14 protein-coding genes and 1 pseudogene are annotated in these 15,857 nt (G+C 52.0%); 5 read left to right on the forward strand and 10 right to left on the reverse strand.

Annotated elements, in window-relative coordinates:
• Positions 1–29: 29 nt before the first annotated feature.
• The 3 genes and pseudogenes from AB4H76_RS12695 (at position 30) to mpaA (ending at position 2,013) form a co-directional block, all read left to right on the forward strand.
• Positions 30–950, forward strand: coding sequence for an alpha/beta hydrolase (locus AB4H76_RS12695; protein WP_001300523.1), 921 nt, complete (start codon positions 30–32; stop codon positions 948–950).
• A gap of 70 nt (positions 951–1,020) precedes the next feature.
• Positions 1,021–1,158: pseudogene (locus AB4H76_RS12700) on the forward strand (NAD-dependent dehydratase); the annotation flags it as partial.
• Between the two features lie 126 nt (positions 1,159–1,284).
• Positions 1,285–2,013 carry a murein tripeptide amidase MpaA gene (gene mpaA, locus AB4H76_RS12705; RefSeq protein ID WP_000219122.1) on the forward strand — a complete coding sequence of 243 codons (729 nt, stop codon included), beginning with the start codon at positions 1,285–1,287 and terminating at the stop codon, positions 2,011–2,013.
• Here the strand turns inward: mpaA and ycjG are convergent.
• Complete coding sequence (gene ycjG / locus AB4H76_RS12710; RefSeq protein ID WP_077492905.1) at positions 1,988–2,953, reverse strand: L-Ala-D/L-Glu epimerase; 966 nt, start codon at positions 2,951–2,953, stop codon at positions 1,988–1,990. The two genes, mpaA and ycjG, sit on opposite strands and share 26 nt — an antisense overlap.
• A gap of 118 nt (positions 2,954–3,071) precedes the next feature.
• On the opposite strand from ycjG, the gene tpx reads away from it, so the two are divergent.
• Complete coding sequence (tpx, locus tag AB4H76_RS12715) at positions 3,072–3,578, forward strand: thiol peroxidase (RefSeq protein ID WP_000084387.1); 507 nt, start codon at positions 3,072–3,074, stop codon at positions 3,576–3,578.
• A gap of 43 nt (positions 3,579–3,621) precedes the next feature.
• Here tpx and tyrR read toward each other — a convergent pair whose 3' ends face one another.
• The 3 genes from tyrR to AB4H76_RS12730 form a co-directional block, all read right to left on the reverse strand.
• A complete protein-coding gene (gene tyrR, locus AB4H76_RS12720) occupies positions 3,622–5,163 on the reverse strand; it encodes a transcriptional regulator TyrR (RefSeq protein WP_001300658.1) in 1,542 nt (513 codons plus the stop codon).
• Positions 5,164–5,310: 147 nt separating this feature from the next.
• Positions 5,311–6,372 (reverse strand): YcjF family protein, encoded by a 1,062-nt coding sequence (locus tag AB4H76_RS12725; protein ID WP_000138728.1) that lies wholly within the window; start codon positions 6,370–6,372, stop codon positions 5,311–5,313.
• Positions 6,369–7,766, reverse strand: coding sequence for a YcjX family protein (locus tag AB4H76_RS12730; RefSeq protein ID WP_000825775.1), 1,398 nt, complete (start codon positions 7,764–7,766; stop codon positions 6,369–6,371). Before AB4H76_RS12730 ends, AB4H76_RS12725 begins: the two co-directional genes overlap by 4 nt.
• A gap of 155 nt (positions 7,767–7,921) precedes the next feature.
• Between AB4H76_RS12730 and AB4H76_RS12735 the strand changes: the two genes are divergently transcribed.
• Positions 7,922–8,920 carry a LacI family DNA-binding transcriptional regulator gene (locus AB4H76_RS12735; RefSeq protein ID WP_077492904.1) on the forward strand — a complete coding sequence of 333 codons (999 nt, stop codon included), beginning with the start codon at positions 7,922–7,924 and terminating at the stop codon, positions 8,918–8,920.
• Between the two features lie 110 nt (positions 8,921–9,030).
• Here the strand turns inward: AB4H76_RS12735 and ompG are convergent, their stop codons facing one another.
• The 6 genes from ompG to AB4H76_RS12765 are packed head-to-tail and all read right to left on the reverse strand — an operon-like array spanning position 9,031 to position 15,850.
• A complete protein-coding gene (gene ompG, locus AB4H76_RS12740; RefSeq protein WP_000735257.1) occupies positions 9,031–9,936 on the reverse strand; it encodes a monomeric porin OmpG in 906 nt (301 codons plus the stop codon).
• Positions 9,937–9,980: 44 nt separating this feature from the next.
• Positions 9,981–11,063 (reverse strand): ABC transporter ATP-binding protein, encoded by a 1,083-nt coding sequence (locus tag AB4H76_RS12745; protein ID WP_000057985.1) that lies wholly within the window; start codon positions 11,061–11,063, stop codon positions 9,981–9,983.
• Positions 11,064–11,076: 13 nt separating this feature from the next.
• On the reverse strand, positions 11,077–11,736 hold the full coding sequence (pgmB, locus tag AB4H76_RS12750; protein WP_000775794.1) for a beta-phosphoglucomutase: 660 nt from the start codon (positions 11,734–11,736) through the stop codon (positions 11,077–11,079).
• Complete coding sequence (ycjT, locus tag AB4H76_RS12755; protein WP_077492903.1) at positions 11,733–14,000, reverse strand: kojibiose phosphorylase; 2,268 nt, start codon at positions 13,998–14,000, stop codon at positions 11,733–11,735. Before ycjT ends, pgmB begins: the two co-directional genes overlap by 4 nt.
• Entirely contained in the window at positions 13,997–15,052 is a 1,056-nt protein-coding gene (locus tag AB4H76_RS12760) for a Gfo/Idh/MocA family protein (RefSeq protein WP_001300711.1), read from the reverse strand. Before AB4H76_RS12760 ends, ycjT begins: the two co-directional genes overlap by 4 nt.
• A 9-nt stretch (positions 15,053–15,061) precedes the next feature.
• The gene (locus AB4H76_RS12765; protein WP_000690229.1) at positions 15,062–15,850 is read right to left on the reverse strand and encodes a sugar phosphate isomerase/epimerase family protein; all 789 of its coding nucleotides are present in this window, start codon (positions 15,848–15,850) and stop codon (positions 15,062–15,064) included.
• Between the last annotated feature and the right edge of the window lie 7 nt (positions 15,851–15,857).

A 15,857-nucleotide genomic window follows, 5' to 3' on the forward strand; every position in this document is an offset into this window, starting at 1 on the left:
AACGAACCGACAACTCCATGAGGAACGGAATGATGAATAATAAAGTCAGCTTCACTAACAGCAATAATCCAACCATCTCTTTGTCTGCAGTGATCTATTTCCCTCCAAAATTTGATGAAACCCGTCAGTATCAGGCAATTGTGTTATCTCACCCAGGTGGGGGCGTTAAAGAACAAACGGCCGGAACCTATGCCAAAAAACTGGCGGAAAAGGGATTTGTCACTATTGCTTATGACGCATCTTATCAAGGTGAAAGTGGCGGCGAGCCGCGTCAGTTAGAAAACCCATACATTCGTACTGAAGACATCAGTGCCGTGATTGATTACCTGACAACGCTTTCTTATGTCGACAATACCCGAATTGGTGCGATGGGAATTTGTGCCGGTGCAGGATATACAGCCAATGCTGCAATTCAGGATCGCCGCATCAAGGCCATCGGTACCGTTAGTGCGGTCAATATTGGTTCGATATTCCGTAATGGTTGGGAAAACAATGTGAAATCTATTGATGCCCTGCCATACGTTGAAGCGGGTTCAAACGCCAGAACCAGCGATATTAGCAGCGGAGAATACGCCATTATGCCACTGGCACCAATGAAGGAGTCCGATGCGCCGAACGAAGAACTGCGTCAGGCCTGGGAGTATTACCACACCCCTCGCGCGCAGTATCCAACAGCACCGGGTTACGCTACTTTGCGCAGCCTTAACCAGATTATTACCTATGATGCTTACCATATGGCGGAAGTGTACCTGACTCAGCCGACGCAGATTGTGGCGGGCAGCCAGGCAGGGAGCAAATGGATGAGTGACGACCTGTACGATCGAGCATCAAGCCAGGATAAACGCTATCACATTGTTGAAGGCGCAAACCATATGGATCTTTATGACGGCAAAGCCTATGTGGCTGAAGCAATTTCAGTATTAGCTCCGTTCTTTGAGGAAACTCTGTAATGAAACATATTCAAATCCGCAATAGTGATATGGCCTGGCATATTGCTGCCAATAATCTGGGATAATTTTCATGAAAAATGTACTGATTCTTGGTGCTGGCGGTCAGATAGCCCGCCATGTGATTAATCAACTGGCAGATAAGCAAACCATTAAACAAACTTTATTTGCCCGTCAGCCAGCAAAAATCCACAAACCCTATCCAACTAATAAAATGCAAACAACTTCCGGCAAAAAAGTGATACAAGATCGATGACATAGCGTTGAAGAAAAGGATTTGATAATCCGCAAAATTTGCACAACACTGCCTGTAATACTTCCTGAACCAGAGACGATCATGACCGTAACCCGCCCACGCGCCGAACGCGGCGCATTTCCGCCCGGAACAGAACATTACGGACGTTCATTATTGGGCGCGCCGTTAATCTGGTTTCCTGCCCCTGCAGCCAGCCGCGAAAGTGGTTTGATTCTGGCTGGCACTCACGGTGATGAAAACTCTTCGGTCGTCACGCTCTCCTGTGCTCTGCGGACGTTGACACCTTCTTTGCGCCGTCATCATGTGGTGCTGTGTGTGAATCCTGACGGCTGCCAGTTGGGGTTACGGGCCAATGCTAATGGTGTGGATTTAAACAGAAACTTTCCGGCGGCGAACTGGAAGGAAGGTGAAACCGTTTATCGCTGGAACAGCGCCGCTGAAGAACGCGATGTCGTATTACTGACAGGTGACAAACCTGGCTCCGAACCTGAAACCCAGGCGCTGTGCCAGCTTATACACCGCATTCAACCTGCCTGGGTGGTCTCATTCCACGATCCACTGGCCTGTATTGAAGATCCCAGACACAGCGAATTAGGCGAATGGCTGGCTCAGGCGTTTGAATTGCCTCTGGTAACCAGCGTCGGTTATGAAACGCCTGGCTCTTTCGGCAGTTGGTGTGCAGATCTGAACTTGCATTGCATCACCGCAGAGTTTCCGCCCATCTCCTCCGACGAAGCCAGCGAAAAATATCTCTTTGCGATGGCAAACTTGCTGCGCTGGCATCCTAAAGATGCAATTCGCCCGTCGTGAACTGAAGCGCCGGTTCCACATCTACCGCCAGCCAGGTCGGTCCGTCAAGATCGGCGAAACTGACCTGCGGCACCAGCGGTAAAGCGGCGCTAATGGCACGAGAGGTACACAACATGCAGCCCAGCATCAGACTGAAACCTTGTGCACGCGCTTCAGTCGCCAGCGCCAGCGCTTCCGTCAGACCCCCGGTTTTATCGAGCTTAATATTAACCATCTCATAGCGCCCTTTCAGCGCCTTCAAATTGCTACGAGTATGACAACTTTCATCAGCACAAATCGGCAACGGATGAATAAAATTCTCCAGCGCCGCATCGTCCTGCGCAGGAAGCGGTTGTTCAAGCATCGCAACGCCTAAATCCGCCAATAGCTGGCAACGCGCCGCCAACCCTTCTGCACGCCAGGATTCATTTGCATCAACGATCAGCGTCGCATCGGGCACAGCTGTGCGAATTGCCACCATCCGCTCACTGATAAGATGGTTATCCAGCTTCACTTTCAGTAATTTCGCGCCTGCCTGCCAGAGTGTTGATGCACTATTGGCCATCTGATCAGGCGTACCGATGACAACCGTCTGTGCAGTGATAACTGTCTCGGGAAGCGTTATGCCGATCAAATCAGCCAGCGATTGCTGCTGTCTTCGCGCGGCCAGATCCCACAATGCACAATCCAGCGCATTACGTGCTGCGCCGGCAGGGAGAATTTTTTGCAACTTCTCCCGTGTCAGCCCTTTCTCTAGTTGCGGCACGACGCTCATAATTTGCGCCATTACCGAGGCATCACTTTCCCCATAACGCGGATACGGCGTGCATTCGCCGGTGCCTTTAATACCCTCTTCTTCCAGTTCAACCACCACCACGCGCGCTTCACTGCGACTTCCCCGGGCAATCACAAACGGGGTATGTAAGGGCCAGGCTTCCTCGAATACCTTAACGGTTCTCATCTTTACTCCTTGTTGTCGCGGTGGTCTGCGGATTAAGCGCAAATAGCGTTTGCTGTGTTATTGACAGTTAGCATAAACTAGGTGTGACGTTAACTATATGTAAACAGGAAAGATAATCATGTCACAAACCGTTCATTTCCAGGGCAACCCGGTTACAGTCGCCAATTCCATCCCGCAGGCGGGTAGCAAAGCGCAGACTTTTACTCTCGTGGCAAAAGATCTGTCTGACGTCACCCTCGGTCAGTTTGCGGGTAAACGCAAAGTGCTGAACATTTTCCCGAGTATTGATACCGGTGTTTGCGCCGCATCAGTACGTAAGTTTAACCAACTGGCAACCGAGATCGACAACACCGTTGTGCTGTGTATCTCTGCCGATCTGCCGTTCGCCCAGTCTCGTTTCTGCGGCGCAGAAGGTCTGAACAACGTTATCACCCTCTCCACTTTCCGTAACGCTGAATTTCTGCAAGCCTACGGTGTGGCAATTGCTGATGGCCCACTGAAAGGTCTGGCAGCGCGTGCCGTTGTGGTTATTGACGAAAATGACAATGTGATTTTCAGCCAGCTGGTGGATGAAATCACCACCGAGCCGGATTACGAAGCAGCTCTGGCTGTACTGAAAGCATAATTTAATATGCCTGATGGTGTTGCACCATCAGGCATATTCGCGCTTACTCTTCGTTCTTCTTCTGACTCAGACCATATTCCCGCAACTTATTGGCAATCGCGGTATGTGAAACGCCGAGACGTTTTGCCAGTTTGCGCGTGCTGGGATAATTGCGATAAAGCTGGGTTAATACCGAGCGTTCAAAACGGCTGGTGATTTCGTCCAGCGAACCTTCCATCGCATCTTCGCCCACGGCTACCGTTGCGGCGTCATAATCCGGCAACAAAATATCCTGTGGACGCAGCTCATAACCGTCCAGTTGTGTCAGTGCGCGATAGATAGCGTTCTTTAACTGCCGCACATTTCCCGGCCACGCATAACGCGTAAGTACAGTATTCAGGTCAGCGGCCAGTTTCGGACGCGGCACGCCCTGCTCGTCGGCAAAGCGGGCGACGAACAGCTCAGTTAACGGCATGATGTCCTGCGGACAGTCACGTAGCGGCGGCAGATTGAGCGTCAACACGTTCAGACGATAATAGAGATCTTCACGGAACATGCCTTTTTGCACCAGTTCGACCAGATTCTTCTGCGTAGCGCAAATCACCCGCACATCGACATGCACCTCATGGTCTTCGCCAACCCGACGGAAAGTGCCATCATTAAGGAAACGCAGTAATTTCGCCTGCATCCGTGGTGACATTTCCCCTATTTCATCCAACAGCACCGAACCACCGTTCGCCTGCTCAAAGAATCCTTTCTTCCCTTCCGGAGCATGACCAAACAGTTCACTCTCGACCGCATCTTCCGGTATAGACGCACAGTTCAGCGCCAGGTAAGGTTTGCCCGCTCTGGGGCTTGCCTGATGGCAGGCGTAGGCAAAGAGATCTTTACCTGTACCTGTGTCACCCGTAATCAGCAGCGGCGCGCTTAGCATCGCCAGTTTCTGCGCCTGTTCGACAACATGCTTCATTTTCGGGCTGACGGCGACAATTTGACTGAAGGCGCTGACGTCCTGGGCGGCGACATTTTGCAACTGGCGGCCCATACGAATCGTTGATCGCAACATCACCACCGCACCGGTCAGGACGTGTTGATCATTTTCATCCTGAAGATAAACAGGCGTAATCTCCATCAGGAAATTCTGCCCATTAATAACGACATGCTCGTTATGCGAATCTTGCGGTTCGCTTTCCAGCCAACGTAAAAAATTAAAGCCGTTAATCAATTGTGCGGCGGTATGGTTGCGCAGGCGATCCAATTTTTGCCCAAAAAGCTGACAGCTCGCCGGGTTCGCCATATCCACTTTGCTTTTCATATCGACAGAGAGCACAGGTTCAGGCAACGCCTCCAGTAACGCGCTCAACGCCAGATGCTCACGTTCGGAAGGCATCCACGGGACAGTACGCACATCGGTAACACCCGCAATACGGCGTATTTCGGCCATCAGACTGCTGAAACTCTCAAACTCCAGTTCAGCAAAATTGAGGTAGATTCGCCCAATGGGATCAATCTCAATACCGCGTAAATCAATGCCTCTTAGCACGAGTAGATCGAGTAATTCGCGGGTCAGACCGAGTCGGTCTTCACAAAAGACTTCCAGACGCATGGGAACCTTCACCTGAAAAAAGAACAATTAATATGATGATATGACACTATTTGGATAGCAGGAAGGTTTCTGTCAACAATCATTGACACAAAGACGGAAAAACGGGCACTTCGGCGTAAAGATATCCGGTCAGCACCCGATATTGCATTATTTTTCGCTGGGCGTTTTGCCTTTTTGCAGCGTTTCTTTCACCTGACCGATAAGCTGACGACGGAAATCCCCGAGGCGAGGTTTGTCATCGTCAATCCACGGCAGCGGGCGGCAAAGCTCCATAGCTTTAATCCCGAGTCGTGCCGTCAGAAGTCCTGCACCAATCCCCTGAGCTGCGCGGGTAGACAAACGAGCAGCGAGATCTTGCGACATCCAGTCCATCCCCACTTCGCGCACCAGTTCGCTGGCTCCGGCAAAAGCGATATTCAGCAATACCAGCTTAAACAGACGCAAACGGCTGTAATACCCCAGTTCAATGCCATACAGCGTGGCGATGCGATTAATTAAACGCAGATTGCGCCAGGCGATAAACGCCATATCGACCAACGCCAGCGGGCTGACCGCAATCATCAACGTTGATTCCGCCGCCGAACGGCTGATTTCGCGCCGCGCCTGGGCATCTAAAACTGGCTGGACCAAATGCGCATACAGGCTGACCACTTCACGGTCGTTTTGCGTTTCATGGATTGAGGCATACCAGCGTTGCAGCGCCGGATGCGACTGATCAATACCCGCCTGCTGCGCCAGTTTTTCGCAAAATGCGCGGCCTTTGCCCGTGCCGTGGCTATGCAATAAATCACGCGCTTCGTCGCGTTCATGGGCGCGCTGTCGCAAGCGCCATAAGCGCCGCCACTCTGTTACCACAGAACCTACGCCAGCGCCGATAATCAATGCCCCAGCGGCACATCCACCCAGCGCCACCCAGTCCTGGGTTTGCCAGGCATTCATTGTCCACTGTACACCCTGCCCGACAACGCTTGCGCCAAACAGAGCCAGCCCGCCCATCACCATTTTGCGCCACAGGCTGCGTTTCGGACGTAACGCTGCGTCCATTACCGCTTCGACTTGCCCCTCTTCTTCCTGCGCTTCGTCGAGCGTGGCCGGGGCAAAATTTTGCGCCTGATTTTCGTCAAAGGTCTGCTGCGCCCTGAATTTAGGATTCTGATCGACCTCCAGAGGACCGTCGAAATCAATACGTGGTTTTAACGGTTCGGTCATCGCAATTTATCTCCTATTAAAAATTCCAGCGCAGCATCAAGACGAATATGCGGTAGTGGTTTGTCGACATCCATCACCTGCGGACGAAATGCCTCAAACTGGAAGCCTTGCTTATCCCAGAACGCCTGACCAGGCAAACGTGCGGGAACTTCGCCAGGATAAACAGTGAGCGGTGCGCCATCGCTAAGTCGATTACCACGCAGCGCCGGGATTTTCTCACCGTTAACATCAATAATGCCGCTGGTGGTCGCCTGAACTGACGCCAGCCCCAGGCAGTCCATGCTGATCCCTTCGAACGCCGCATTTTGCCAGGCATCCTGAATCAGTTGTTGCAGTAATGAAACCATATTAGCGTGCTGATCGATGGTCACATGGTCCGCTTTAGTGGCAGCAAACAATAGCTTATCGATAACCGGCGAAAACAAACGCCGGAACAGGGTACGCTGCCCGTAGTGAAAACTTTGCATCAGCTGCGTCAGTGCCAGACGCATATCATTAAATGCCTGTGGCCCACTGTTGAGAGGTTGCAGGCAATCCACCAGCACAATCTGGCGGTCAAAGCGCAGAAAATGATTCTTATAGAACCCCTTCACCACCTTCTCGCAGTAATAATTAAAGCGCTCGCGCAGCATTCCGGCATTGGTATGCTTATCGGCCTGCGCCAGTTTGGACTCGCCCCAGGTATCGACATCCGGCCACGGGAAGAATTGCAGCGCGGGCGCACCTGCCATATCTCCCGGCAAGACAAAGCGCCCAGGCTGAATAAAGTGCAGCCCCTGCTCTTTACAGTGGTGGAGATAATCGGTCCACGCGGCGGCAATGTCCGCCAGCCGGTTTTCGTCGGCAGGCGCTAGCGGGTCCAGCCCTTCGCTCATCATTCGCCATTTCGCCGACCATTCTCCGCGCTGACCATTGAGTAAGCCCGTCATCTGGCGCGACCAGCTTAAATAGTCCTGCGCCAGCATCGGCAGGTCGAGCAACCATTCGCCGGGATAATCCACAATTTCCAGATACAGCGTGGAGGTATCCTTAAAGTGGCGTAGCAGCGAATCATTCGATTTAAAACGTAGCGCCAGGCGGATTTCACTGACGCCGCGCGTTGGCGTTGGCCAGGCGGGTGGATCGCCATATAACTGCGCCAGCCCTTCGTCATAGGTGAAGCGCGGAATGCCAAAGTCACGCTGGGGAATGCGTTTCACGCCCAGCAGGCGCTCTTCACGCACCGCACTTAACAGCGGCAAACGTGCTCCGGCGTGAATATTAAGCAACTGATTAACCATCGCGGTGATAAACGCTGTTTTGCCGCTGCGGCTAAGTCCGGTTACAGCGAGGCGCAGATGTCTGTCGACACCCCGATTCACCAGCGCATTGAGTTCATTTTTAAGTCGCTTCATTGCTGTCCTGTGCTGCTCTGAAGACCAGAAAAAAAATCATTCGTAAGGATATGAATGTGGGGGCCAGGCCATTGATTATCAACTGCCCGTGTTGTCATCGACCGGCGAACTCCATAAGATGTGCAGCATTCACGTTCGGACGGAGTTCCTGACCTATGTCCCCTACTATTTATGATATTGCCAGGGTTGCAGGCGTATCAAAATCCACCGTATCACGCGTGCTGAATAAGCAAACTAATATCTCCCCGGAAGCGCGCGAAAAAGTGTTACGGGCCATTGAAGAATTACAGTATCAGCCAAACAAGCTGGCCCGCGCGCTGACCTCTTCGGGTTTTGATGCCATTATGGTGATTTCTACCCGTTCGACCAAAACTACGGCGGGTAATCCGTTTTTCTCTGAAGTTTTGCATGCCATCACCGCCAAAGCTGAAGAAGAAGGTTTCGACGTGATATTACAAACGTCGCACAATCCGGCAGAAGATCTGCAAAAATGCGAAAGCAAAATTAAGCAGAAAATGATTAAAGGCATTATTATGCTCAGTTCGCCAGCGGATGAGTCATTTTTTGCCCAACTCGATAAATATGATATTCCGGTGGTGGTGATTGGCAAAGTTGAAGGTCAATATACCCATGTTTATTCTGTCGATACCGATAATTTTGGCGACAGCATTGCGTTGACCGATGCATTAATTGAAAGTGGGCATCAAAATATTGCCTGCCTGCATGCTCCGCTTGATGTCCATGTTTCGGTTGATCGCGTTAATGGTTATAAGCAGAGCCTGGCTGCGCATAATATTGCAGTGCGTGATGAATGGATTGTTGATGGCGGTTATACCCATGAAACTGCATTAAAAGCAGCACGGCAGTTATTAAGCCAGTCACCGTTGCCTGAGGCGGTGTTTGCCACTGACAGCCTGAAATTAATGAGCATTTATCGTGCGGCAGCAGAGAAAAATATTGCTATTCCGCAGCAGTTAGCGGTGGTGGGTTATAGCAATGAAACGCTGTCATTTATTTTAACGCCTGCACCGGGCGGCATCGATGTTCCGACGCAGGAGTTAGGTCAACAAAGCTGCGAGTTATTATTCCGCTTAATTTCTGGAAAACCGTCACCACAGAATATTACCGTTGCCACGCATATGACGCTGAAATAAATACCAGCTACCTTGCCTGAATGCCGGATGCGATGCTAGCGCATCTTATCCGGCCTACATTTATAGATCGGATAAAGTACTCGCGCCGCATCCGGCAATTTAGCCCATTATCAGAACGAGTAATTTACGCCGACACCTGCATAATGGAATTTATCACTGTCGCCTTCGTCGTGATCCTGCCACTCAAACGCGTATTCCAGCGAAACGGAAAGTCCGTTCTGGAAATCATAACCGTAAAATAAACCTACACGGTTAAAATCATGGCCTTCACGTTCAATATCATCCTGCCAGTCCCAGTTACTCCAGCGATCCAGCCCAATGCGCGTATACGGCGTCACCGAGTGGTTGCCGAGCGTCAGCGGCAAATAGGCGCGAATTTCTTGCGTGGAAAACTCACCGTTATTGCGGCTGTCGTCCATATTGAAGCCGCGCTCGAGATAATAGTTCACTCGCAAGGCAACCGTTTCGTTGAAGGTATATTGCAGACCTGTTTCCGTTTCGACACGGGTATCAGCGTAACCGGTAGTGTTCAGATCGTTGGCAAATTTATACATCGACAACCAACCGTTGAAACGTAAATCGTCAGTCAGTTTCACATCCCAGTCTGGCGCGATTTTCCAGCGCTGCATATTCGCCGTGTCTTTACCCGGTTCATCAACGTAGTGATAACCATAATTACGGAAACCGCCGGTCAGGCCGAAACTGAAATCATCGTTTTCGAGGAACTGATAATGCACCTCCAGCTCCGGGCGATCAAACCACGTTCCACGTTTACCCGCGCTATAATCTACCGGCCCTTCCTGATAATAGGCCAGAGCAATTCTCCACGGCCCGTTGGCGGCATTAAAATAGACTGAAGGCTCCGCCAGCCCATCCATATCTTCGCCATAACCCTCGACGTTTTCTATTTCGTACATCGCGCCGATATTAAAGTGCCAGTCGTTCCTTTCCTCGGCCTGTGCGCAGGCCATTCCCGCACACATCACCAGTGCGGTACAGGGTAATAACTTTTTCATTATTGTTCCTTGTATTATCCTGGGGGAATGCCTTCCCCCTGTATTTAGCGAATTGCTATTTCCGTTTCTGCATCAAAGAAATGACATTTCGTCATATCAAAATGAATAGTGATATTTTCTCCTGCATGATAATCATTTAACGCACCAGCACGGACCACTAACTCGTGCCCCCCAACCGTGGTGTAGAGCATAAATTCCGCACCGGTTAATTCTGCCACGCTAATTTTGGCGGAAATGTTATTTTCCTCTTGCGCGTCCGGATGAATATCTTCCGGTCGTATTCCCATCACGATGGGCTTATGCAAACTTTCCTGTGTTTTCAGAACCGCTAATTTCTCTTCGGGAATGGTTAATTTAAGCGTTTCCGTAACGAATTTATCGCCATCGATCGTGCCGCGAATAAAATTCATCGCTGGTGATCCAATAAATCCGGAAACAAACATATTCGCGGGTTGGTTATAAACGGTTTTCGGCGCACCTACTTGCTGAACAATCCCGTCTTTCATAATCACAATCCGCGTCGCCATGGTCATCGCTTCGGTCTGATCGTGGGTCACGTAGATCATGGTGGTGTTCAGTTTCTGATGCAGCTTGCTGATCTCTGCGCGCATTTGCACGCGCAGCTTGGCATCAAGGTTAGAGAGCGGTTCATCCATTAAAAACACGCCCGCTTCGCGTACAATCGCCCGCCCAAGCGCCACTCGCTGACGTTGCCCGCCGGAAAGCGCCCCCGGCTTACGTTTCAGGTACTCACGCAGGCCGAGAATTTGCGCCGCCCAGTTCACCCGCTCATCAATCACCTCTTTGGCGATTTTTTGCATCTTCAGACCAAACGCCATGTTGTCGTAAACCGTCATATGCGGATACAACGCGTAGTTCTGGAACACCATCGCTATATTGCGTGCTTTGGCTGGAACGTCATTCATTCGTTTGCCGTCGATCAACAGATCGCCGCCGCTGATCTCCTCAAGCCCGGCAATCATGCGCAGGGTGGTCGACTTACCGCAGCCCGACGGGCCGACAAACACGATGAACTCTTTATCGGCAATTTCCAGGTTGAAGTCCTTCACCACATGCACCTGGTTATCGTAGATTTTTTGAATATGTTGTAACGAAAGCTGAGCCATGTTGATTCCTTTGCTATACGTTTTGCCAGAAGGCCGATAACCGCGGCCAGGTGAGTGATTCCGTTGAAGGCAACAGTAATTGCGCCCCGGTTAAGCCCGCGCCGATCCCCACCGAGCGCATACCGCTGGCGTTAATGGCGTCAATGCCCGCCTGCGCATCTTCAATGCCGATACATGCCTGCGGCGGCACGCCCAGCCCTGCACAGGCGGCGAGAAAGATTTCCGGGTCCGGTTTCGAGTTTTTAAGTTGGGAAGCATCCGCGCAGAAGGTGAAAAACTCGCGCAGCTCCAGCGCCGCTAAAATCGTCGGCGCATTCAGGGAGACAGAAGCCAGCCCAACCGAGATCTGCTGTGCACGGAGATCTGCCAGCAAAGAGCGAATGCCGGGTAGAACAGCGTTGACCGTCAACTCGCGTAGTGAGTGGACATAGAGCAGATTTTTGCGATACGCCAGTTGCGCCCTCTCCTGCGAGTTAAAGTCGCCCTCTTTGCCCCCGTGTTGCAGAATGCGCCGCAGAGACTCATCGCGGCTGATCCCTTTTAGGGATTCGTTAAACTGCGCATCAATGCTGATGCCAATTTCAGCGGCAATCTGCTGCCACGCCTGGAAATGCAGATGCGCGGTATCGGTGATTACACCATCCAGATCGAAAATTACCCCTTGCAGTTTCATTCATCCTCCTGATGTTTGGTAGCGGTCCCATTGAAGGGCAAAATAAAATCACCCAAACAGAAAACAGATTCTTCAGCCACGGTTATAAGCTGACCGTTCAAACGCAGTGAAACGGGCGCAGAAGTTCGAATCGCAATACGCTGCGCGTCAAGAGTGACCTGTAATTCGCAGCCCTGCCAGAACAGAGGGAAAGACAACTGTTGCCACTGCTCAGGTAACGCCGGATTGAGATGCAATTCACCGTCACGCACGCTCACCCCGGCAAAACCCTGAATCGCCCCCAGCCAGATAGCGCCAGTTGCGGCAGCATGGATACCATCATCACAACTATGCGGATCAGCACCAAGATCGATTTCAGTCCCCTCGCGCCAGAACTGATAACTTTGGGTCAGCAGGCCACAGCGTGCGGCAACAATGCCGTGGATTGCTTTACTTAATGACGAGTCGTGAATAGTGCGCGGTTCATAAAATTGCAGATTGGCAAGACACGATGCCGCTGAGAACTGCTCCGGCAGCATGTAATTGAGCATCACCACATCAGCTTGTTTGAGGATCTGCATCTCGTTCACTTCTGCGCGTGAATAATCCAGCAGTATGGTTTGCTTCCCCGCCGCCGCTTTGTATTTCGCCAGATTAATCGCCGGCTTAGCCATAAACGAATCATCCTGCGGCAAAACGCCGTCGGGCTGAATTTCTGGCATCCATAGCTCTTTGAGGAACATTTCGGCGCGATGGATAAACGCATCGTCGCTACAGCCGAACTGGCGGGCAATATTCAGCGCCTGTTGAACGTTGTAGCGGGCCATATAGCTGGTGTATGCATTATTATTGACATGTTCGGTATATTCGTCTGGCCCAATAACATCATGAATTTCCAGACGATCGTTAACTCTCACCGCGCGGCTAATCCAGAACTTTGCCGTCTCCAGAAGTAGCGCCATGCCTTCATGAGCAATGAAACTTTCATCCCCCGTTGTCTGCCAGTATTGAATAACCGCCCAGGCGATATCGGCGACCAGATGATGTTCCGCCTGCGCCGAGGCCACTTTTTGCCGCAGCCCGGTGCGAATGTTAATGGCGGCAAATTCCGGCGTCTCTTCTTCGCCGCTGCGCGCGCTTTCCCACGGAAATAGCGCGCCCTGCCAGCCGTTGCGTCGTGCTTTCTCCTGCGCGCCTGGCAAGTTGTGCCAGCGATAACGCAGTAAACTTCGGGCAACCGTTGGATCGCTAAACAGATGGAACGGCAGCAAAAATACTTCTGTATCACAGAAAACGTGGCCTTTGTAGCCTTCTCCGGTTAAGCCTTTTGCCGCAATACTGCTGCGCTCGTCGTGAGCAGGCGTCATGATGCGCAGATGATAAAGCGCATAATCTAACGCTTGCTGATCGTGCGCATCGCCGCCGTTTACCGTGATACGACGTTTCTGCCACCATTGACGCCAGTTTTCTGTTGATGCTGCAAGAAGTTGGTCGTAACTCTGTTGCGCACACATTTCAAGCTGGCGAAGCGACGCGCTGCCCCACTCGTCTAAAGCAGCTTGCCTGTCATCCCGCCAGTCGATCCACACCAGTTTTTGCAACGTCACTGTCTCGCCCGCATGAAGCTGCGCACTGGTATGTTGCAGTAAACGGCGCTCTTTGGCGGTATAGCATTGCTGCACATCACCGCTCACCTTACAGCAACAGCTGATGGCCACATCACTGCGTCCATCCTGGGTGGTGTAGATCCCCTGCATCAGATGCTGACCAAACACCCGCACCTGGGTTTCGTCGAGATGTTGGCGACCGTGGTTGGTTTGCGTGGCGTCAATGCCTGTTGAAATCAGCACTGACGTGTCGGCGTCCAGTGGAGTAATAGTGATTTCCAGCGCAATGAGCGGGAGTTGGTCTGCCGAAACAAAGCGACGACTGGCGATGGTGTAACCTGCGCCGTTGCTGGTACGCCAGACAACATTGCGGCGTAATTCTCCACTGGCAAAGTCAAGCTCACGCTGCCAGGCTTCGTGGGATAACGAGAAAACCTCACCATTTATGGCAATCTCCATCCCCACCACATCAGGCAAGTTCACCAGTTCGTTGATTTCACCTTTACCCGCCCGATGATAAAGCCCCGCCAGATACATGCCGCGCGTCTGGCGCGTGTAATCTTCTTCATGGCTGGCGCGAAGCCCAAGATAGCCGTTCCCCTGCGCCATCAGCGATGCATACTTGTTCAGGGTATGCTGGCTGAAATGGGGTTCTGATAACGTTACTGGCCTGGTCATAATTCCACACGCGTCCCTGTTTCTGCGGATTGATACAACGCCGCCACCAGTTGCTGGATGATGTACCCCTGCTCGGCGTCGGCTATCATCACGGGCTTGCCCTGTACGTGATTGATAAAGGCTTCCATGCTGCGCAAATGGCGGTTGTCGTCTGCCATTTCCCGTTGCATCAGCGTCATTAATTCACCGTTGTTATCGGTGTAGATATGTGCTGGAAACAGCGTCGCACCAGCTTTATCACCACAAAAGCTGACGTTCATAATCGACTGTTCGCGGATGTTGAGTGCAAATGACGTTTCCAGCCACAGAATGCCGCCGTTATGAAATTCAATGGTGCCAAACAGCGAATCTTCGACGCTGTAAGTTGCCGGATCCCACTCACCAAATTGACCACAGCTCTTTTGCGTGCCGATCTTTTGAAAGCTATGCGCATTCACGCTTTTCACCGCCGGAAAGCCCAGCACATACATCGCAGCATCCAGCATATGAATGCCGATGTCGATCAGCGGGCCACCACCCTGCAGTTCTTTATTGGTAAAGACACCCCAGCCGGGAACGCCGCAGCGACGCAGGGCGCGGGCGGTGGTAACGTAAATCTCTCCCAAAACGCCGTTGGTCACCTGTTCACGCAGCTGTTGCGTATCGAGCGCAAAACGATGGTGAAAGTCGTAGGCCAGCACCTTGCCCAGTTTGCGCGCGGTATCGCACATTTCCCGCGCCTGTTCTGGCGTCATGGCGGGCGGTTTTTCGCACATCACATGGCAGCCCGCTTCCAGTGCCATCAGGGTATGTTCGTAATGAAAACGGTTAGGTGAGCAGACGCTAACCACATCAGGTTTCACCGCCAGCAGCATGGCCTGCGGATCGTCCCACACGGATGCATTCCCGTATTTTTCTGCCAGCGCCTGCGCCTGGGAAAGGCGGCTGTCACAGACAGCCACCAGTTCCAGATCGTTGCGGGTGCAGTAGTACGAAGCATGAACCTTATCCGCCACCTGGCCTGCGCCTATTATCGCGACCCGCAGCGGAGAGCTTGTCATTGCACTTTTCACAAAGACCTCTTAGCAGGTACGCAACCAGGCCAACGAATCACGGTACGCCTGGGCAGGATCTTCCGCCCGGATACGCCCTTCGTACACTACATAGCCCTGATAGTTATCCGCGCGCAGCTGTTCAAACAGCGCGTGGAAATCCAGGGTGCCGCTGCCCGGCTGGTAGCGATGGTTATCCGCAATATGCACATGACCGAGCAGGTCGCGGTTGTCATGCAGCGCCTGCGCCAGGTTATCTTCTTCGATATTCATGTGATAGAAATCGCCGATAATCTGTACATGTTTAAGATCGTTTTCGACGATGTAACGGCGGGCATCGGCGAGGGTGTTGATCATATGATCCTGATAGCGGTTTAACGGTTCGAGATACACCACGGTTCCGGTACGCGCGGCGACCTGTTCCAGTACGCGCAGGGAATCACTCACCATTTTGCGGTCGCCGTCCAAGCTACGCGGCGAGGTCATCGGCGGTAAGCGGAAGGTAAACATGCCCCACGCAGCCGGAACGACGATGCCTTTACCGCCCACTTCTGCCAGCGCTTCGAGAATGCGCTCGATCTGCTTTAAGCCATTAAGACGACGCTCTTCGATAAAGTCGCCAATCCATCCGTCATAGCCACCGCAGGCGGTGGTCACCGGTAAACCGGTTTCTTTGATCGCCGCTTTGACTTCTTCGATGTTGTTAACCAGCAGTTTGCCGTCAATCTCAAAACCATCGAAGCCCATCTCTTTGATATAACGAAATTTCTCCAGAATGTTTTCCGGAAAGAACGCCTGATTCTGTGTGCCGATTTTCATTTTTTTC

It is taken from the genome of Escherichia sp. UTM R2, from assembly GCF_048593455.1.
Classification (GTDB): domain Bacteria; phylum Pseudomonadota; class Gammaproteobacteria; order Enterobacterales; family Enterobacteriaceae; genus Escherichia; species Escherichia coli.